Origin of the sequence: Treponema peruense, assembly GCF_016117655.1 — a bacterium.
Taxonomy (GTDB): Bacteria; Spirochaetota; Spirochaetia; order Treponematales; family Treponemataceae; genus Treponema_D; species Treponema_D peruense.
Genome location: NZ_CP064936.1, coordinates 572,180 through 591,862, shown reverse-complemented (window position 1 = coordinate 591,862; position 19,683 = coordinate 572,180). Strand labels below are relative to the sequence as shown.

At 40.5% G+C, this 19,683-nt stretch carries 14 protein-coding genes; 7 read left to right on the top strand and 7 right to left on the bottom strand.

Annotated features, from left to right (window positions below; translation table 11 throughout):
• Positions 1–97: 97 nt before the first annotated feature.
• Positions 98–1,036, bottom strand: a complete 939-nt coding sequence (locus IWA51_RS02850) for a Fic family protein (protein ID WP_230402696.1) — start codon at positions 1,034–1,036, stop codon at positions 98–100.
• 215 nt (positions 1,037–1,251) lie between these two features.
• Between IWA51_RS02850 and IWA51_RS02845 the strand changes: the two genes are divergently transcribed.
• The 3 genes from IWA51_RS02845 to IWA51_RS02835 all read left to right on the top strand — a co-directional run bounded on the left by IWA51_RS02845 (position 1,252) and on the right by IWA51_RS02835 (position 9,060).
• Positions 1,252–4,008 (top strand): PD-(D/E)XK nuclease family protein, encoded by a 2,757-nt coding sequence (locus IWA51_RS02845; protein WP_198443093.1) that lies wholly within the window; start codon positions 1,252–1,254, stop codon positions 4,006–4,008.
• Between the two features lie 23 nt (positions 4,009–4,031).
• Positions 4,032–7,634: a UvrD-helicase domain-containing protein gene (locus IWA51_RS02840; protein WP_198443092.1), complete on the top strand. Its 3,603-nt coding sequence runs from the start codon at positions 4,032–4,034 to the stop codon at positions 7,632–7,634.
• A gap of 76 nt (positions 7,635–7,710) precedes the next feature.
• On the top strand, positions 7,711–9,060 hold the full coding sequence (locus IWA51_RS02835) for an MATE family efflux transporter (RefSeq protein ID WP_198443091.1): 1,350 nt from the start codon (positions 7,711–7,713) through the stop codon (positions 9,058–9,060).
• On the opposite strand, the gene IWA51_RS02830 is transcribed toward IWA51_RS02835, so the two are convergent.
• The 3 genes from IWA51_RS02830 to cimA all read right to left on the bottom strand — a co-directional run bounded on the left by IWA51_RS02830 (position 9,057) and on the right by cimA (position 14,598).
• The gene (locus IWA51_RS02830) at positions 9,057–11,525 is read right to left on the bottom strand and encodes a hybrid sensor histidine kinase/response regulator (RefSeq protein WP_198443090.1); all 2,469 of its coding nucleotides are present in this window, start codon (positions 11,523–11,525) and stop codon (positions 9,057–9,059) included. The two genes, IWA51_RS02835 and IWA51_RS02830, sit on opposite strands and share 4 nt — an antisense overlap.
• A 243-nt stretch (positions 11,526–11,768) precedes the next feature.
• Positions 11,769–12,860: a 3-isopropylmalate dehydrogenase gene (leuB, locus tag IWA51_RS02825; RefSeq protein WP_198443089.1), complete on the bottom strand. Its 1,092-nt coding sequence runs from the start codon at positions 12,858–12,860 to the stop codon at positions 11,769–11,771.
• Between the two features lie 139 nt (positions 12,861–12,999).
• Positions 13,000–14,598: a citramalate synthase gene (gene cimA, locus IWA51_RS02820; RefSeq protein WP_198443088.1), complete on the bottom strand. Its 1,599-nt coding sequence runs from the start codon at positions 14,596–14,598 to the stop codon at positions 13,000–13,002.
• Between the two features lie 123 nt (positions 14,599–14,721).
• Here cimA and thrH point away from each other — a divergent pair, with 123 nt between their 5' ends.
• Positions 14,722–15,327 carry a bifunctional phosphoserine phosphatase/homoserine phosphotransferase ThrH gene (gene thrH / locus IWA51_RS02815; protein WP_198443086.1) on the top strand — a complete coding sequence of 202 codons (606 nt, stop codon included), beginning with the start codon at positions 14,722–14,724 and terminating at the stop codon, positions 15,325–15,327.
• A gap of 46 nt (positions 15,328–15,373) precedes the next feature.
• On the opposite strand, the gene IWA51_RS02810 is transcribed toward thrH, so the two are convergent.
• The 3 genes from IWA51_RS02810 to IWA51_RS02800 form a co-directional block, all read right to left on the bottom strand.
• Positions 15,374–17,056, bottom strand: coding sequence for a formate--tetrahydrofolate ligase (locus IWA51_RS02810; RefSeq protein WP_198443084.1), 1,683 nt, complete (start codon positions 17,054–17,056; stop codon positions 15,374–15,376).
• Between the two features lie 150 nt (positions 17,057–17,206).
• Positions 17,207–18,007, bottom strand: coding sequence for a pseudouridine synthase (locus IWA51_RS02805; protein ID WP_198443083.1), 801 nt, complete (start codon positions 18,005–18,007; stop codon positions 17,207–17,209).
• Positions 17,976–18,215, bottom strand: coding sequence for a hypothetical protein (locus IWA51_RS02800; protein ID WP_198443082.1), 240 nt, complete (start codon positions 18,213–18,215; stop codon positions 17,976–17,978). Before IWA51_RS02800 ends, IWA51_RS02805 begins: the two co-directional genes overlap by 32 nt.
• Before the next feature lie 123 nt (positions 18,216–18,338).
• Between IWA51_RS02800 and IWA51_RS02795 the strand changes: the two genes are divergently transcribed.
• The 3 genes from IWA51_RS02795 (at position 18,339) to IWA51_RS02785 (ending at position 19,630) form a co-directional block, all read left to right on the top strand.
• Positions 18,339–18,545, top strand: coding sequence for a hypothetical protein (locus tag IWA51_RS02795; RefSeq protein WP_177528329.1), 207 nt, complete (start codon positions 18,339–18,341; stop codon positions 18,543–18,545).
• A 456-nt stretch (positions 18,546–19,001) separates the two neighbouring features.
• Positions 19,002–19,223 carry a hypothetical protein gene (locus IWA51_RS02790; RefSeq protein ID WP_198443081.1) on the top strand — a complete coding sequence of 74 codons (222 nt, stop codon included), beginning with the start codon at positions 19,002–19,004 and terminating at the stop codon, positions 19,221–19,223.
• On the top strand, positions 19,223–19,630 hold the full coding sequence (locus IWA51_RS02785; protein ID WP_198443080.1) for a type II toxin-antitoxin system VapC family toxin: 408 nt from the start codon (positions 19,223–19,225) through the stop codon (positions 19,628–19,630). The genes IWA51_RS02790 and IWA51_RS02785 overlap by 1 nt, the downstream gene beginning before the upstream one ends.
• Positions 19,631–19,683 lie beyond the last annotated feature (53 nt).

Genomic DNA, 19,683 nt, shown 5'->3' with positions numbered 1-19,683 from the left:
ACTTTAAACTATAACACAATGAAAGTAGAAAAACAACTATTGATATAATTTGATACAGAAATTTAACAAAAAATATGGCCGGGGTTGCTGATCAATTTTAATATTCAATTCCCAGGTTACCCAGAGTTTCTTTCATAAAATCCTGTGCTGTCAGGCAGGTATCACGCAGAAAACCACGTTCATTTTTCCATTCCCGCAATCCCCTGTAATAGAACAGCTTTAATTCATCTGTAATTATAAAAGGAACGATGTTGTGTTTCAGGCATTCTTTGAACATAATAAGGCGTCCTACACGACCGTTGCCGTCCTGAAAAGGATGAATTGATTCAAATTGAACATGAAAATCAAGAATATCATCAAGGTTAATTTCTTTTTTTGAATTATAATCCAAAAGTAAAGTCTTGATTCTGCCGGCCACTTCAGCTGGTTTTGCAGTATTCTGACCGCCTACTTCATTTTCAAGCATTTTATATCCGCCAACCTTAAACCATATTTTCTGGCAGTCAGAAGTTCCTGACTTTAAAATAAAATGAAGCTGTTTTATTAAACTTTCGGTCAGTCTGGATTTTGCACTTTCGATAATCAGATCTATACAGCGAAAGTGATTTGCAGTTTCAATAATATCATCTATCTTTACACTGTCTTTTGTTATACCAAGAGTTTTTGTTTCAAAAATAAAGCGAGTCTGATCGTGGCTCAGTTTTGATCCTTCAATGTGATTTGAATTGTATGTAAGATCAATCTGAATTTTATGGTAAATTCCGCCTCTAAGAGCTGAATCTTTTTCTCTTTTAAGAACTTCAAGAAGCAGTTCTTTTTTTACAGCGTGACGGACTGCCCTTTCGGGTTTTTTTGACGTTGAAGGAATTTTCCAGGTTTTGCCATCAAGAACAGCACCCGGAACACGCCCAAGCGAACAGTAGTTGCGGACACTACGTTCTGAAATACACCATTTTTTTGCAGTTTCTTCTATGGAAATATATTTTATGCATCCCATGGCAAGATTATACCATGCTATCGGCAAATTATAAAGCATTTTGGGACTGTTTTAACACAGTTATATCTTGCCGCAAGAAATTGTTGGTCGGTAAACAAATCTATACATCGTTACAAACCAGGGCTCTTCGCAAAAAAAATAAAAATATTTTTTACAATGACATTCAATGGCGCTTTGTGTATGTTATAATAATGAAAATATTATCTGGTTGAATTTTGAATTGCAAACTATCCCGTTAATTGGAGAAATTTTTCATGGCAAAAAACTTAATTGAACACATAATCACTCGCTTTATAATGGAAGAAAACTGTATTTTTGTCTTTCCTACAGGAGCGTCGGCAGATCTTTGGGCAGACAGGGCAACTTTTATAAGCGGAACAACGGCTGTTGCAATGGAAAGATTCATTGCATGGGACGACTTTAAGGCCGCGTCGGTCAAAGCGTCGGTAAAAGACAAAACTGCGGCGCCATCGTTAATGCGTTCTGTTTTTGCAGCAAATTTAATAGAAGAAAATGCACAAAAACCTTTTTTAAGAGAAGTTATTTCGCAAAAATACTGCACTAAAGCGGCCGGCTTTACCAACTGGATTGCAGGTATTCTGCCGTCGCTTGGGCAATGGAAAAAAATACGTGATAAAAAAGGTGTCAGTCTTGCTTACGATGACGAAGACCGCGACTATGAAGAAATTTACAAAAGATATTCAGCCTTTCTTGATGAGCACGCTTTGTTTGAAACAGCCTGGCAGGAACCGCAGTTCCACGAAGACGGAAACCGCTATTTTATTTTTTACCCCAAAAGTCTTATGGACTACGCGGAATACAGCGAAATTCTTTCACAAAATTGCAGCGTATATTCAGAAGACAAACCTTTTTGCGACGATCGTTCTGTAACACTTGTGCATCTTGACGAAAACGAACTCAAGGTTCAACCTGCAGTAAATGTCTATTCAGATTCACGCAAGGAACTTACGCAGACTGCAATAAAAATGCGCAGCCTTCATGAAGCGCAGAATGTTCCGTGGACACAGATGGCACTGAGTGTAAGCGACCTCGAAACATATTCCCCCTATATAGAAAGAGAATTCAGCATAAGAGAAATTCCGTTCAGCATAAGAGAAGGACACCCTCTTTCAAAAACAGGCGCGGGCAGTTTTTTTGCACAAATCAGGGATTGTTACGACACCAACTTTTCGTTTGACAGCATAAAGCATCTTCTCTTAAACAACCAGCTGCCGTGGATAAACCCAGCCGCAAATACCGAACTTATTGAATTTGGCAAAAACAACAACTGTCTGTGCTCATTTGAATATAATGGAAAAAAACATGATGTCTGGGAAGATGCATTCAGAAAATTCAATCCTAAAAAAGAAGCACCCACTGAACTTATAAAAAATCTTTACGGAATGTTAAAGGAAAAACTTGTTCCGCTTGCAAATGCAAAAACTTTTGCGCAGGTAAAAAAAGCATACTTTGCCTTTAAGGAAAAATTCTTTGACGCACAGAAATTTACTGTCCAGGCAGACAGCATTATAAGCCGCTGTATTTCAGAACTTGAAGCGCTGGTAAAACTCGAAGAACAGTTTCCGGACTGCACTGTTCCGTGTGCATTCAATTTTTTTAATGACTATCTCGAAACAGTACGCTATATTCCGCAGGGAAATTCCAACGGCGTTACAGTTTACCCTTACCGTCCGGCGTCAACTGCCCCATACGAATACCATTTTGTAATTGACGCAAGCCAGAGTTCCATGTCACTGGGCGCAATTTTCAAACGCATGTCTTTTTTGAGCGAAACAAAACGCGCTGCACTTAATATAGAAGATATAGATCCAACAAATTACTACATGACGCTTTACAGAATTTCTTCTGGCAAAGAATGCGTATTTTCTGTTGCCGAAAAGACTTTTACAGGATACGCTTTTGCACACGGTTTTCTAAAAGAATCAAAGGCTGAACTTTTTGAAGACACACACACTTACAAAAATATTGCCGACGGTTTTGACAAATGGAACAAGTGCGTAAATAAAATTTCAGAAGACTCTAAAGCTGCAAATCTTTCTGAACTTATCCGGAACAAACTCTTTGACGAAAAATCGGGCCGCTACAGAATAAGCCAGAGCGCAATGACTACATTCTTTACCTGCCCGCGTCTGTGGCTTTTTAAATATATTCTAAACACGGCACCGCTCAATAACGAAACTGAACTTGTTGACGATTTTACAGACGGTATAATCAATCACAATGCTCTTGAAATTTACTGCAACAAATTAAAAGAACTTTCCCTTCCTGTAAAGACAGAAGAAAACGGCCTTGCTCCGGAATATGAAAAGCTTCTTTCTGAAAGTGTTGATGAAGCGCTTGATAAATATGAAACTTCAAATATTGCCCGCGATTTGATTAAAATAAAACGCAAGAAATATTATGACGCGCTCAAAACTGCCGTAATTGAATTTTCACGATGGTTTTGTGATTATGAAATTGCAGAAACTGAACAGCAATACTGGTTTGCACCCGAAGGAAAAAATTATATTCTCAACGGACGCGTGGACTGTGTTTTGAAAAATACGCAGACAGGAGAATATACTCTGGTTGACTACAAGACATCAAGCAATTCGGTACCGGGAGCAGAGTCGCTTTTGTATGATTCTGAAACATCAGAAACACTGCCCGACTTTCAGATGCCAATGTATATTGAATTAATGGAAAACCAAGACAAGAAAAAAAGAAAGCAGATTGAAAATTCTGTGTTTTTTACAATCAAAGATCCTGCACCGACTATTGTTAAAGGAAGCGTAACAAATGCTTTTACAAACAAAACAAAAGAGTGCGACAAAGATTTTGAGCCAACGATGGAAGTATTCAGACAATGTATGGACGAATACATGGAACGTATTCTGGCAGAAGATTTTGAAATTGACGAAAAGATTCAGAATTATCCGGTGTGCACTGACAGAAACTGCAGAAAATACAGGGCAATATGCCGCAGGTTCTTTACCGTAAGCGGAAGATAATTTAAAAAAAGGATGGAAATAAAATGGCAAAAGAACTTGATAAAAAACAGATTCAGGCAAAAGAAATTATGCGCAACTCGGTAGTAAGTGCAGGTGCAGGTTCGGGTAAAACAACTGTACTTGCAGAAAGATTCTGCTACCTGGTAACGCAAAAAAATATAGGCGTTGAACAGATTCTGACTCTTACTTTTACAAAAAAAGCAACTGTAGAAATGAAAAGCAGAATTTTTACTACGCTCCGAGAAGCCGCACAAAACGGAAACGATCTTGCAAAAAAAGCAGTAGAAAATTTCAACAACGCGCAGATTATGACACTGGACAGTTACTGCGCGTCGGTTGCAAGACAGGGTGCACACCTTTACGGAATAAAACCAGACTTTACGCAGGACAAAGACAGCGCAGAAGACAACATTCTTAAGACTGCACTTCCGTTTCTTCTTAAAAACCGCGATAATCCGGCAGTACGCATGCTGGCAGAAAAATACAGCTTTGATGCAATTGCACAGAAGTTTTTTTCTGACACGGTACAAAAATATTCGTCAGTTGCAAACCCGATTGATTTCAAAAAAGATCTGTTAAAACAAAAAGACGCTGCCGTCACTGCATGGAGAAAATATTCCGAAGCAGCATCTGATTGCGTTGACAGAATGAGGGAAATTTATTTTGAGCTAGACAAAAAAAGACAGGAGCTTACAACCATAGCCGCAATATTTGCACAGCTCGAAAATTATTACGAGGACACAGAAAGCGGTATTCCAAAAGTTGAACGACCGGTGATTAACAGCGAAGATATAGAAAACGGTGACACTGCAAAAATGCAGGAATACATTTCTTCTATGGCAGGATTCTGTTCAGTTAAAAACACTGTCAAAGAATTCAAAGAAACATTGTCTTCACTTTATGCCGCGCTCAAACAGTTGTGTTCCATTTTGAATTTTGTCTGGGGTTATTCTACTGCAGAAAAAGCAGCTGAACTTCTTGAAGAATTTCAGGAAGCAGTAAACGACACAAAGCGCACTACGGGAATTCTTACCTTCCGCGACATTTCTGAACTTGCGCTCAAAATTCTTACCGAACAGCCAAAAATCCGCGCCGAAGAAAAAAAACGTTTCAAGGCAATTATGATTGATGAGTTCCAGGACAACAACGAACTGCAGAGAAAAATGCTGTTTCTTCTTGCGCAAAAAGAAAGTGTCAACGAAGAAGGTCCGGCGCGTGCAGAAGATCTTTGTCCCGAAAAATTGTTTTTTGTAGGGGACGAAAAGCAGAGTATCTATAAATTCCGCGGGGCAGATGTTTCTGTCTTCAGAAAATTAAAGGACACGCTTAAAGGAGAAGACGGCGGCGGCAACCTTGAGCTTACAACAAACTACCGTTCCGACGCAGAACTCATACACGCCTTTAATACAATATTCGGAGGTGAAGTTTACAATCCGAATTTTACTGAACAACAGAAACAGGATCCGGGACACATTCCTTCTGTCTTTACGCCGGAAGCCCAAGCACCTGAAAACACGCCTGCTTACGAAGCGCTTTATTCCGGCGTAGAAATTCTTGCAGAGAAAACCGCCACGTTTGCAGAAAAAAAAGTAAAGGTTCACTTGATAAAAAAAGACGACAGCAAAAACGAAGAACTTTTGAGCGCAAAAGAAAGTGAAGCCGCATGGGTTGCTTCTGAAATTGACAGACTCGTCAATGTAGAAAAAAAATACAAAGCTTCTGATATTGCAATTCTTTTGAAAGCAACTTCAAACCAGAATATTTTTGAACGCATGCTTTTACAGCATTCCATTCCATATTCAACAGAAACATTCAAGGGAATTTTCGGAGACGGACCTGTAAACGATTTATTTTCTTATCTGAGCATCTGCGTTTACCCGCAGGACAGAAACTCTTATGCAAAGGTTTTGTGCTCGCCGTTCGTAAACTTAAGCGAAGAAGAAGCGCAGAATGTTCTTGCACTGAATCTGGACCCGTTCGATGACAGCGCGAGGGGGGCAGTAAATGCCGAAAGTCTTTCCAAGTGGGACAATGCTGCAGAAAATTTCCGCAAAACAGTGGAACTTTCAAAAATCCAGCCGCTCACAAAAACGCTCAGTACGCTCTGGTACGATCTTGGCTACAGGTACGAAACGCTCTGGAACGAAAGCGTAAAAATGTACAGTTCACTCTATGATATTCTTTTTGAACTGGCACGCAATTCAGACCTTGTACCCGAAAGCCTCGCTACCTTTATTGACGGTATACGCACATACCAGGACGAAACAAAAAAACTTCAGGACATTGATATTCCACTTGAACAAAGAGATGCCGTTCACATAATGACAATTCACAAAAGCAAGGGACTGCAGTTTCCCGTTGTATTTGTATGCGACATTGAATATGAAGGACAAAAAGAAAAAAACGGGGAGCCTGTTTACATGAGTCCTGAATTCGGTCTTTCTGTAAATACTTTGCCAGCTCCGTTCTGTTTAAAAATTGACTGCGGCAAAATAGATGCAAAAAGAAATTATTTTTACGATACGCAAAAAGACGTTTCGCAGGCGCAGCTAAGTGCAGAACTCAGAAGACTTGCCTATGTTGCCTTTACACGCGCAGAGCATGAACTTTACATAACGGGCTGCTTTGAAGGAAGGTTTTCGTCTTCAAAAAAAATTGAACCATTCGCATATATTCCGGGAAAGATTCCCAACAGCGATGACAGTACAAACCAGAGTCTGGAGTTTCCAAGAACAATTTTTACTGTCCTTTGCCCGCTCTTCCAGTACTTTAGTCCGGAACGCAAACCCGATATTTCACAACTTGCGCCCTGGAATTTTGAATCAACAGAATGCATTGACCGCAGTGAAATTTTTGAAAAGACAGATTCCTGCAAAGAAAACACCAGCGACAATAAAATTCTTGCCGCAAAAAAAATGCAGGAAGAAATAGAGTGTGCAACAGTTACACAAAAAGAAGATGTACCAAACATACATATTTCGCCGAGCCACATTCACATTGCAGATGACGAAACTTCCCGTGCAGACACAGAGTATTTTGCAGAAGATGCGCCCTTCCAGGAAATAAATGAAATAGTCAAATCAACAGAAACACAAGGAGAAGCGGCATTCTCTTTTGCAAACTTCGGAACAATCGCCCACCTTTACATGCAGAATGCAATAGAAGGAATGCAGACAGAGATTCCGAAGTCAGAAATTACCGGGCTTAACGGAAGCAAAACAAAACTTGCTGCCATAAAGAAAGCCTGCGAAAAAATGCGCGATGAGTTTTTAAAAACAGAACTGGCATCTTGTGCACTAGCGTCTTCCTGGAAAAGAACAGAATGGGCATTCAGAAGCAGAATAAATACAAAGGAAGGTGAACGCATTCTTAAGGGAACAATGGACCTTGTCTTTAAAGACAAACAGGGAAACTACACGATTGTGGACTTCAAGACAAACCAGTCTGTTGCACCCGAGATTTATTATTCACAGCTGGCGTGTTACCGTCAGGCACTTTTGCAGATAACAGGCGGCAAAGCAAAAATCAAATGCATCTTATATTACCTGAGATTTGCAAAACCTGTGGACATAACTGCAGAATGTGAAAACACAGTTATAGAAGATGCCGTTTCGGAGGTAATATAATTTACTATTAGTTAACGAATTATTATACATATGCCTCTATTGACATATTCTTTTACAAACAGTAAATTTTTTTTCTATGATTAAAAATATACATATCTTTGAAAGCGATCCTGTTCCGGTTGCGATAGCAAAACTTGCTACTCCTACAATAGCAAGCATGCTGGTAACAGTCATCTATAATATGGTCGATACTTTTTTTGTCGGTCAGATGGGTGACCCCAACAAAGTTGCCGCCGTTTCTATTGCAACACCTGTATTCCTTTTTTTAATGGCTGCAGGAAACATTTTCGGAATCGGCGGCAGTACATTTATTTCACGCGCGCTCGGTGAAAAACAGACAGAAAAAATAAAACACATTTCTTCTTTTTGCTTCTACGCGGGAATCCTTACCGGAATTATAGGAGGCGCTTTTTTTATTCTGGGAATGCCTCTTATTCTTAAAATGATCGGCGCAAGTGAGGCGACAGGTCCTTATGCCGCAGAATACCTTTACAGCATTGCATGGGGCGCACCGGCTGTTGTTCTTTCCACAGCCTTTCCCAATCTTGTACGCGGTGAGGGAGCGGCAAACAACGCTATGATAGGAATGATGGCAGGAACAGTCGCCAACATTATTCTTGACCCTATAATGATTCTGGGAATGAATATGGGTGTACGGGGAGCAGCCATTGCCACTGTAATAGGAAACGTTGTTTCGCTGGTATTCTTTCTTGTACACGCATGCGGCAAAAAATCAATGCTTTCAATAAAACTTTCTGACTTTAAGGTAATGGAAAAAATTGCGCTTTCTGTAATTGCAATCGGAATTCCGGCTTCACTCAATAATGTTCTGATGAGCCTTTCAAACATTGTAATGAACAAATTCCTTGCTTCTTACGGCGACATTCAGGTTGCAAGTATGGGAATTGCAATGAAAGCAAACATGCTCGTAGTATTCCTTCAGATGGGACTTGCAATCGGAATCCAGCCTCTCATAGGTTACAGCTACGGAGCCAAAAACTTCAGGCGTTTAAAAGATGTAATGAAATTTTCCATGATATGTGTTCTGATAATCGGTACCGTAATGACGGCAATCTATCTTGCCTTCACAAGAAATATTGTGGGCATATTCATAGACAACGAACAGGTTATTGATACAGGTTGCAGAATGCTAAGGACACTTATGGTTTCCGGGCCGGTACTTGGAATAATGTTTGTATTCAATTTTTCATTCCAGGGAATGGGAAAAGCCGGTGCAGCACTTGCACTTTCTGCCAGCAGACAGGGATTCGTATTTTTGCCGATGCTCTTTTTGGGACGCGCAATTGCCGGTCAGAACGGAATTATTTTTGCTCAACCGATTGCAGATATAATTTCAATAATCATTGCCTTAATTATGTTTATCTCTATGAACAAAGAATTCAAGGCAATAGAAAGCAAAGCTTAATTTACCCTGCGGATTGTTTTGCCCAGTGTTTCCATAAGTTTCTTTAAGTCAAACGGTTTTGTAACAAAAGTATTCATTCCGCTTTCAAGTGCGGTTTTGCGGTCTTCTTCAAAAGCGTTTGCCGTCATTGCAATTATGGGAACACTTGCTTTTTTCTGGTCAGAAAGCGCGCGTATTCTTTTTGTAGCTTCGTAACCGTTCATTACAGGCATCTGCACATCCATAAGAACAGCATCATAGTAGAAAGCCGGCCGGTCAGTCACTTTGGCAACCGCAAGCGCGCCGTTTACAACACATTCAACTTCAAAGCCCTGATCCGAAAGCAGTTCATATGCAATTTCTTTGTTTATTTCATTGTCTTCAACCAAAAGAAGTCTGAGTCCCTGTGCAGAAAAAGAAACGCCTGTATTTTCAAAATCGCGTACAGCCTTAAGATCATTTGAACCGGCAAGCTTAAAGTCAATTTCAATCCTGAATTCCGTTCCCTTTCCTTCTTCACTCTGAACAGAAATTTTACCGTTCATAAGATCAATCAGATTCTTTGCAATGGAAAGTCCCAGTCCCGTTCCCTGAACATTGCGCGTGTAGGAATTAAGGTCGCGTTCAAAAGCTTCAAACAAATGACTCTGGTATTCCTGCGACATTCCGATTCCGGTGTCCTTTACAGTAAAACGGAACAGCGCTCTGTCTGCCTTATTCTGTTCAAGCTGTTCAACCTTGAAAAAAACTGTTCCGCCTGCTTTTGTGTATTTTACAGCATTTCCCAGAAGATTTATCAAAATCTGCCGCAAACGAAGGCTGTCACAGATAATATCCCCCTGCCTTATTTCAGAAGCCAAACACACATATCTTAAGTTCTTGCTCTGAACCTGGGGCTGAACAACGTCGTTTACAAAATCAATTATGTTAACCAGATTGTTCGGTTCAAGATTAAGTAAGTATTTTCCGCTTTCAATTCTTGACATATCAAGAACATCATTGATAAGGCCAAGAAGATGTTCGCTTCCGGACTTTAACTTTTCAAGATATTCTTTTACCAGAACAGGATTGTCGGCATGTTTTTCTGCAAGAGTTACAAAGCCTGTAATTGCATTCATCGGTGTTCGTATGTCATGGCTCATGTTTGACAAAAAGCGTGACTTTGCCTTGTTTGCGTTTTCTGCAGAGGCGAGAGCTTCTTCGAGAAGTTTTTTTTGGTGCATTTCGTATTTTGTTTCTGCATCAACATTCATAAAACCAAAAAGAACATCGCTGTATTCGTCAGGATTTCCTATGCGCACAATCTTAAGCTTCATGTACGACAGCTGTCCGTTAATAAAAGTTCTGTAATTTACGCTAAAGGTTTCGTGCGTTCCCACCTGTCTGATTATATTATCTTTGGAAAACGCAAGCCTCATCATATCGCGGTCGCTTTCATAAACAGATGTTTCTATGTACATGTCAATTGCGTCTTCGTACACCTGCTTGCCGAACGCTTCGTTATAAAAAGAACCGGACTTGTCGTTAAGGCGTACAATCCTTATTTTGCCGGTAATAACATTTACCATAAACACATTGCTGTATTCCATGGTAAGAGCATTGATAACTTCTAGTTGATAAATTTTTTCTTCTTCCTGGTGATAATGCTCGGTAATATTTTTTACAACAGAAATACCGCAAATGTCCCCGTTAAGTTCATCACGCATTAAAATAACAGTATTGCGCGACCAGAATTCCGTGCCGTCATAACCGGTTTTGCAGTAGTCAAACCAGGTTTCGTATTCACCGCGCGAATAGCATTCCAGAAGATGCGTCCTGCTCATTTTGGAAAGAAACTTTTTCTTTTCGGCACCGTACATGTCCCAGCACACCGCTTCTATAAATTCAGAATAGGAACAGTTTGCAGAAAGGGCAAGTGCTTCCTTAAGCGGAATCTCACGCTTTGCAATACGCTGAACAGGGCTTCCTATAATTTTATTCTGCGTAAGGTTGAATTCATAAATTGCGATTGCGTCAGAAACAATGGCGCGCTTGTACCCGTCTTCCTTAAAAGTGCGGCGATTTTCCATAAGATGGTTGCGTCGCATTTCTTCGGAAATATCCATAAATGTAACAAAAGCAAAACCGTCGTGAATAATTATGTCTGAAGAAAACCAGACAGACGCGTGCTTGCCGCCAAGTAAAGGCCGTAATCTTCTGAAAAGAAATTTATTCCGGTCGCCTTCGTCCATAAGTGAAAGGGAGTCAGGACTAAGGTATCTGAAAAACCTGTCGCGGTCCATTCTGAACACACGGTGCAGCATAACAGAAAAATATTTTTTCCAGCCAATATTGATTTTTTTGTCAGCAAAGCCGCTCTGCGAAACTTCGAGTTTTGAAAAAGTCCAGTCAGAAAGATTTATTTTTAAAATCCCGGCATGAATTCCTTTTGCAAACATGGCAAGAACTGAATTCCATTTGCTGTGAACTGACGCGGAAACCTGCACGACTATCTCCAGAATAAGTTAAGTTGCTACACAACTGCCTTTATTTACATATGCGCTTAAGCGCACCAATTGAACTCAATCGCAAGTTGAAACTTGTTCAATCGTTCAATTTCAACGAACTATTATACCACATAAAAAATTATAAGGCAAAAAAAAAAGACCGCAGAAAGTTTCCGCGGCCTTTTTTATAAGGTAATTTTACTTAAGAGCAATCTCTAAGAATTGCAATTTTTAGAAACTTCCTTAAGCATTGATAAAGTCAACTACAAGCTGCCCCATCTTCTTTGTTCCTACAAGTTTTCCTGCAGCCTTAACAGCCTCTCGTTCTGAACCTGCAATGTCGCCTGTTCTGTAACCTGCGTCAAGAACAGAATTTACTGCATTTTCAATAGCCTTTGCTTCTGTTTCAAGACCAAAACTATAGCGCAAAAGCATTGCTGCAGAAAGAATTGTTGCAAGCGGGTTTGCAAGGTCTTTTCCTGCAATATCAGGAGCAGTACCGTGAATGGGTTCGTAAAGTCCAGGACCGCCGACTCCAAGTGAAGCAGAAGCAAGCATTCCGATAGAACCTGTAATCTGGCTGGCTTCATCAGAAAGAATGTCGCCGAACATATTGCTTGTTGCAATAACATCAAACTGGCGCGGATTGCGTACAAGCTGCATGGCTGCATTGTCTATATAAAGGAAAGAAAGTTCAACTTCGGGGAATTCTGCATGAACAGTTTCTGCAACTTTTCTCCAGAGGCGGCTTGAGTTAAGGATATTTGCCTTGTCAATAACGCAAAGCTTTTTCTGGCGGTTCATTGCAAACTCAAATCCCATGCGAACGATGCGTTCAATTTCTTCCCAGGAATATTTTTCTGTGTCCCAGGCAGTTTTTCCGTCAGCGCTTGTTCCCCTGTCGCCAAAATAAATTCCGCCGGTAAGTTCGCGTACAATAAGAATATCAAGTCCTTCACCAACGATTTCGTCCTTAAGAGGACATGCATCCTTAAGCTGCTTGAACATAACAGCGGGGCGCAGGTTTGCATAAACTTTCATTCCGCCGCGCAGTCCAAGAAGTGCTTTCTCGGGGCGAATCTCGGGAGCTACATTGTCCCACTTTGGTCCGCCTACAGCACCCAGAAGAGTAGCGTCGCTGTTAAGACAAATATCAAGCTGGTCCTGCGGAAGAGGCTTTCCCCACTTGTCAATGGCTGCACCGCCGGCAATAACATTTTTGTAGTTGAATTTGTGTCCGTATTTTTTTGCAACCGCATTAAGAACATTTACACCTTCTGCAACAACATCCGGACCAATTCCGTCTCCTGGAATCAAAGCAATAGTCTTTTCCATAACAAAAGCTCCTGTATTTAGTATAAATAAAGAATATTAAGTATTTTTAAAGTAGTATAATGAATCGCCCCCTTTTTGTAAAGTACTTGTGTTTTACAAAGAGAGGGCAAATTCAGCCTGAAAAATTTTCAATACGAGGTTAAATAAAACGCTGGTATTTTTTTTCTATATCCTTAATGAGCTTATACTCAAAGGAATCTACCAGAGCAAGCCAAGATGCTTCAACCAGGTCGCTGGAAACACCAATTGTAGTCCAGCTGTCCGTTCCGTCAGAACTTTCTATAAGAACCCTTACGCGGCTGGCAGTTGCACTCTTGCCGTCAAGGACACGAACCTTGTAGTCGGTAAGGTGAATCTGGCGCACGCTGGGGTAAAAGGACTGGAGTGCCTGTCTTAAAGCATTATCCAGTGCGTTAACAGGACCGTTTCCTTCACCTGCCGCAACCTGAATGTTTCCTTCGACATCAATTTTAAGCTGGGCAAGAGAATAAAGATTTTCTTCCATAAGCGGCTTTTCGTTGCTTGTCTTGTAGTAGTGAAGATTAAAGAACGGCTGGTACTTGCCTATAGCCTTGCGCACAAGCAGTTCAAAACTTCCGTCTGCACCTTCAAACTGGTAACCCTGGTGTTCAAGTTCCTTGACTTCATTGACAATTTCTGCAACAACAGGACTGGACTTTGTTATGGAAAAATCAAATTTGCGGATTTTTTCTATAATCATGCTTCTTCCCGCAACTTCACTCATAAGGAACACGCGTTCGTTACCGACATCTTCGGGAGAAATATGTTCGTAGGCGACAGGATTTTTAAGCACTGCGTCAATATGCATTCCGGCTTTATGTGCAAAAGCATTCTGGCCAACATAAGGCATTCCCAGCTCAAGGGTAATATTTGTAATCTCGGCCACACGCTTGCAGATTGGTGTAAGTGATTTTAGATTTTCGGGTGGAATACATTCGCAGTCCATCTTAAGCTGAAGATCAGATATAATAGTAGAAAGATTTGCATTTCCTGTACGCTCGCCGAATCCCAGAAGCACACCCTGAACATGAGTGGCGCCGTTCTGTACTGCAACAAGAGAATTTGCAACAGCAAGACCGGAATCATTGTGAGTGTGAATACCGACAGTAACTTTGTCTGCAAAACGTTCAGTAACTGCACGTGTAATGCGGGCGCAGTCGTCAAGCATACAGCCACCTTTTGTTTCGCAAAGTGAAAGAACAGAAGCACCGCCGTCAACCGCCGCTTGGAGCGCTTTCATAGCATAATCTGCATTGGCGGAATATCCTGTAAAAAAGTGTTCGGCATCAAAAATAACATTGCGCCCCTGTTTTTTTAAATAAGCGCAGGTATCGCGTATCATATCAAGGTTTTCTTCCAGAGTAGCGTGAAGAATTTCTGTAGCCTGAAAGTCCCATGTCTTTCCAAAAATTACGACATATTCTGTTTCTGCAGAAAGAAGGCTCTGTAAATTGGAGTCTTCTGAACACGCAATGTCCTTTCTTCTGGTTGAACCGAATGCTACAATTTTAGAAGTAGAAAGTTTAAGTTCGCGGGCTTTCTGAAAAAATTCCATATCCTTTGGATTACTGCCGGGATTTCCTGCTTCTATATATTTTATTCCAAGTTCGTCCAAAGCCTGAACTATATGAATTTTATCCTGAACAGAGTAACTTATTCCTTCACCCTGGGAACCGTCTCTAAGCGTAGAGTCCAAAATTTCAATTTTCTTTGCCATGGCGGAATTGTAGCAAAAAAGTTCCAAAATGTTAAGTCTCTTAATGCCGGCAAAACTTCTTAATATGTACAGAAAATGCTTTTTTTGGTAAACTTTTTGTATCATTAAATTCAGAGGTATTTTATGTATATTACATGTTTGGATTTGGAAGGCGTTTTGGTTCCGGAAATTTGGATTGCATTTGCACAAGCTTCTGGAATTCCCGAACTCAAGAGAACAACGCGCGACGAGCCCGATTACGACAAGCTCATGAACTGGCGCCTGGGTATTCTTAAGGAACACGGACTAGGTCTCAAACAGATTCAGGATGTAATAGCAACAATAGACCCAATGCCCGGAGCAAAGGAATTTCTTGACGAACTGCGCTCACTCTGCCAGGTAATTATAATAAGCGACACTTTCACACAGTTTGCGTCCCCTCTTATGAAAAAACTTGGAATGCCAACAATTTTCTGTAACTCGCTCGAAGTTGCACCTTCAGGAGAAATCACAGGCTTTAAGATGCGCATAGAAAATTCAAAACTCACAACCGTTAAGGCTCTGCAGTCCATTGGTTATGACACAATTGCAAGCGGCGACAGTTACAATGATCTTGGAATGATAAAAGCAAGCAAGGCAGGATTTCTGTTCAAGAGTACAGACAAAATCAAGGCCGACAACCCTGCAATTCCGGCATTTGAAAACTACAGCGAACTTCTTGCCGCAATAAAAGAACAGCTTAAAAAATAGCATAAAAAAAGTGCCGCTTCTTTACGGAGCGGCACTTTTTTTTACATTAGAACAATCCCGAAATGCATCCGTTGTCGTCTACATCTATGTTCAATGCAGACGGGGCTTTAGGAAGACCGGGCATATCCACTATGTCACCGGCAAAGGCAACTACAAAACCTGCACCCGAATAAAGCTGAACATCACGTACCGGGAACACATAGCCGCTCGGAGCACCAAGAAGTGACTTGTCGTGGCTTATGGAATTCTGTGTCTTTGCAATGCAGACAGGAAGTTTTCCGTAACCGGCAGCATCGTAGGCCTTTAATTTCTTGAGTGCCTTTGATTCAAATTCTACACGGTCAGCGCGGTAAATTTCTTTTGCAAGAGTTTCTATTTTTTCTTCAAGGGTTGAATCCAGTGAATAAATATTTTTGAAGTCACATTCAGAATCGCAGAGTTCTACAATCTTGTTTGCAAGGGCAACAGCACCTTCGCCGCCTTTTCCCCAGCCTTCACAAAGAACTGCAGTACTGTCACATTCAGAAGCAAGCTGTTCAACAAGAGCAACTTCGGCATCTGTATCGCTTACAAATTTGTTTACGGCAACTACAACAGGTACGCCGAATTTCTTCATGTTTTCTATGTGGCATCTTACGTTTGCAAAACCTTTTTTGACGGCCTCAAGATTTTCGTGTGAAAGATCTGCCTTTGCAACACCACCGTGCATCTTTATTGCGCGCACAGTTGCTACAATTACTGCTGCGTCGGGGTGAATACCGTTCATGCGGCACTTTATGTCCATGAATTTTTCTGCACCAAGATCAGCTGCAAAGCCTGCCTCGGTAACAACATAGTCACCTGTCGCAAGGGCACAGAGTGTTGCGTTGATAGAATTGCAGCCGTGAGCAATATTTGCAAAAGGTCCGCCATGAATAAATGCCGGAGTATGCTCCAATGTCTGTACAAGATTGGGCCGGATTGCATCTTTCAGAAGAGCCGCAACCGCTCCGGTACATTTGAGCTGACCGAAAGTAACAGGAACCCTTGCGTAAGTTTCGCCGATTGTTATTGCAGAAATGCGTTCCTTGAGTTCAGAAATTGTTTTTGAAAGACAGACAATTGCCATAATTTCGCTTGCAACAGAAATCTGAAAATGACTTTCTCTTGGAACACCGTCAATCCTTGAACCAAGTCCTACAATTACGTTTCTTAATGCGCGGTCGTTAAGGTCAACGCAACGCTTCCAGGAAATTGTGCGCGGATCAAGTCCCAGTTCGTTTCCCTGCTGAAGATGGTTGTCTATAAGAGCAGCCATAAGATTGTTGGCAGCAGTTATTGCATGAATGTCGCCGGTAAAGTGAAGGTTAATGTCTTCCATCGGAACAACCTGGGCATAACCGCCGCCGCATGCACCGCCCTTTATACCAAAACACGGACCAAGGGAGGGTTCGCGAAGTGCAATAACAGATTTTTTGCCGATATGCCTGAGACCGTCACCCAAAGCGATTGTTACAGTAGACTTTCCTTCACCGGCAGCTGTCGGAGTCATGGCTGTAACAAGAATGAGTTTTCCTCTTTCTGAAGGATTCAGTGCCTTGTTCTGAAGTTCGCGGAGCTTTTCAAAAGAAATCTTGGCCTTGTATTTACCGTAAGTTTCAAGATCCCCGGCCGAAAGATTAAGTTTTTCTGCAACCCCGGTAATCTCATCCATAACATTTTTCTGTGCAATTTCAATATCCGACAGCATAAATCCTCCTATAAAAATATTCGAAGACTGTTTCAACAGTCGAAAATGTTTTTATTGCGTTTTGCAACAAAGTGAAAAACGCAGTTCAATAAGAAAGTTCGAATTGCGAACTTTGAGTTAAAAAAGCCGACGACATTTCGGCGGATTTTTTTATACTCCCTCATCGTTAAGTGTACTTAGCAAATCAAATTCTTCTTTTGTGAGTTCACGGTACTGACCGCACGCCAGAGACTCATCAAGAAAAAGTCTGTTCATTCTTATTCTTTTAAGATATGTAACTTCGTTTCCCAAAGCGGCAAACAGCCTTTTTACTTCGTGAAACTTTCCTTCATAAACAGTAATTTTACAAACAGCCGCCGCAGTTTTGTCATTCTCCTGTACATCACACCATTCAAGTTGAGCGGGCAGACAGTCAACGGCTTCTGCATTGGCTTCTGCCTCTATATGAACACCGCGTGCAAGGTCGGCTACATAAGATTCACGTTCCTGTTCATCAACTTCATTTGCAAGGTGAACAAGATAAGTCTTTGGAACACGCCACTTTGGTGAAGTAAGCCTGTGATTCAAATCGCCGTCACTTGTAATAATCAAAAGTCCTTCTGTATCTGCATCAAGACGGCCAATAGTTCCAAGATCACCGCCAAGATATGTACGGCGATCACTTTCGTCAAGAAGATCAAAAACCGTGGGATACGCGCCCGATTTTGTTGAACAGATGTATCCGGCAGGCTTGTTGAGCATAAAATATGCATGCCACTTGATCTTAACATCCACGCCTTCAACACAAAGAGTGTCTTTTTCTATTGAAACATGGAATTCAGGATTTTTAACAGGTTCGCCGTTGACAAGAACTTCACCGCTGCGTACAAGGCGCTTTACGTCTTTTCTTGTTCCAAAGCCGCTGTTTGAAAGTATTTTGTCAAGCCGTTCTGTCCGGGTAGTCTGCTTCATCGGGCGGATTATAGCATAAATGCAACTTAAATTCTACATGGAACACTTTTGGAAATTGTAAAAAACGGCCCTTCGTGAAAAATGCCTCTGCACTCATCGCGCGGGGACTGCTTAAAGTTTTTTTACCGCCGTTTTTGTCAGAACCTTCGATTCCAGTAGCAAGCTTAGCGATGTTGCGTACGGCCTCATTGTCCTTTGAAAAATTCATACATATGCAATCGTTTATTTCGTAGGATTCTACAGATTTTACGATTAGAGTATAACTCCAAACAATATAATGGATAAAAGACTATCATTATGATATAATTAAAAAAATAGAAGGAGGTCGTCTATGCCATATGCAGTTGTAGAAGAAAAATTGAAAACAATTCCTGAAAAATATATGGAAGAAGTTTCAGAGTTTTTAGATTTTCTTTTGTTCAAAAGCAAAGAAGAGTCTAATAAAAACGGACTTGACGAAGCAATTGAAGAAGTTGAAAGAGGTGATGTAGAAACATTTAAGTCCTTTGCAGATTTTAAGGCAGCAATGTCCGTATGAAACATGAGCTTCGAACAGCAAAATCATTCCGCAAAGATTATAAAAAACTAACTGCGAAAGAAACGGAAAAACTACTTCTCTGGAATATAGAATTCAAGCCGTTTGTAGATGTTGCTGAATAGCTTTTGTTATAATAAGCCTGATTATAAATTAACACAGCACACAAAAAAACGCACGCCGTTACAGAAGAGAATCTGCAGCCACAGCGTGCGTTAACGCATACGAATTGTTTTACAAAAGAAAGTCCTGACCTGCTTTTATCATGTGCTATTTAAGTTGTTTGTGAAATACATTGTTTTTTTACAAATTTAATATTATAATTTTCATAAAAGGTGATTAAGTTAAAAGCTGCACTATTTGTACAACTTTTATCTACCCATCATTTTGTTGCGAATGTACTTAAAAAGTCATTAAATCTAAGGATTTACTCATTGGCTTTTTATGGGAGGTACCGTTATGCCTTTTTCAACCTTAGAAAAACAATTTGATTTACTTACGTCCGAAAGACAAAAGACTGTTTACAGTTTTGTAAATTATCTGTTGTCTGAACAGGAAAACGAAGCAAAAACTATGCCTTCAACGGTATCTGAAAAGATATCCCTTCTGGACTCTCTTGTTGGAATTGTTCCTTCAAATGTAAATCTTGATAAAGAAAGAAGAGAAAGAATTTCCCGATAATGAAAATCTTATTAGATACCAATATTGTTATTGACATTCTCACTGCCAGAGAACCCTTTTTTGGAGACTCCTATGGTGCATTCCTAAAAATCCTTAAAGGTTCACATATCCCCTGTATTTCAGCTTCTTCTGTTACAGATATAGCCTATATACTGCGTAAATACATTTCAGACCAATCCTTGCGATTTCAAAAGATTCAAAACTTTCTGAAACTTATAGAAATAGAAGATACAAAAAGGACAACGGTAGAAACGGCCTTTTCTGTTGGAATGGATGATTACGAAGATGCTGTTCAATTCCAGACGTGTCTTGAAAATTCAATCAGTCTGGTAATAACCCGTAATTCAAAAGATTTTACAAATTCTACAATTCAGGCTTTATCTCCATTTGAATATTTGAATTCTTAACTCTCAATTTTTTTAAACCAATTAAATAGCTGTTAAATTAACACACAAAAAAA

What these genes read in the sequence shown, in the direction of transcription:
- IWA51_RS02835 (WP_198443091.1), top strand. Translation starts at nt 7,711, where the DNA reads ATGATTAAAAATATACATATCTTTGAAAGCGATCCTGTTCCGGTTGCG.
- IWA51_RS02850 (WP_230402696.1), bottom strand. Translation starts at nt 1,036, where the DNA reads ATGCTTTATAATTTGCCGATAGCATGGTATAATCTTGCCATGGGATGC.
- IWA51_RS02845 (WP_198443093.1), top strand. Translation starts at nt 1,252, where the DNA reads ATGGCAAAAAACTTAATTGAACACATAATCACTCGCTTTATAATGGAA.
- IWA51_RS02840 (WP_198443092.1), top strand. Translation starts at nt 4,032, where the DNA reads ATGGCAAAAGAACTTGATAAAAAACAGATTCAGGCAAAAGAAATTATG.
- IWA51_RS02795 (WP_177528329.1), top strand. Translation starts at nt 18,339, where the DNA reads ATGCCATATGCAGTTGTAGAAGAAAAATTGAAAACAATTCCTGAAAAA.
- IWA51_RS02800 (WP_198443082.1), bottom strand. Translation starts at nt 18,215, where the DNA reads ATGAATTTTTCAAAGGACAATGAGGCCGTACGCAACATCGCTAAGCTT.
- thrH (WP_198443086.1), top strand. Translation starts at nt 14,722, where the DNA reads ATGTATATTACATGTTTGGATTTGGAAGGCGTTTTGGTTCCGGAAATT.
- IWA51_RS02810 (WP_198443084.1), bottom strand. Translation starts at nt 17,056, where the DNA reads ATGCTGTCGGATATTGAAATTGCACAGAAAAATGTTATGGATGAGATT.
- leuB (WP_198443089.1), bottom strand. Translation starts at nt 12,860, where the DNA reads ATGGAAAAGACTATTGCTTTGATTCCAGGAGACGGAATTGGTCCGGAT.
- cimA (WP_198443088.1), bottom strand. Translation starts at nt 14,598, where the DNA reads ATGGCAAAGAAAATTGAAATTTTGGACTCTACGCTTAGAGACGGTTCC.
- IWA51_RS02805 (WP_198443083.1), bottom strand. Translation starts at nt 18,007, where the DNA reads ATGAAGCAGACTACCCGGACAGAACGGCTTGACAAAATACTTTCAAAC.
- IWA51_RS02790 (WP_198443081.1), top strand. Translation starts at nt 19,002, where the DNA reads ATGCCTTTTTCAACCTTAGAAAAACAATTTGATTTACTTACGTCCGAA.
- IWA51_RS02785 (WP_198443080.1), top strand. Translation starts at nt 19,223, where the DNA reads ATGAAAATCTTATTAGATACCAATATTGTTATTGACATTCTCACTGCC.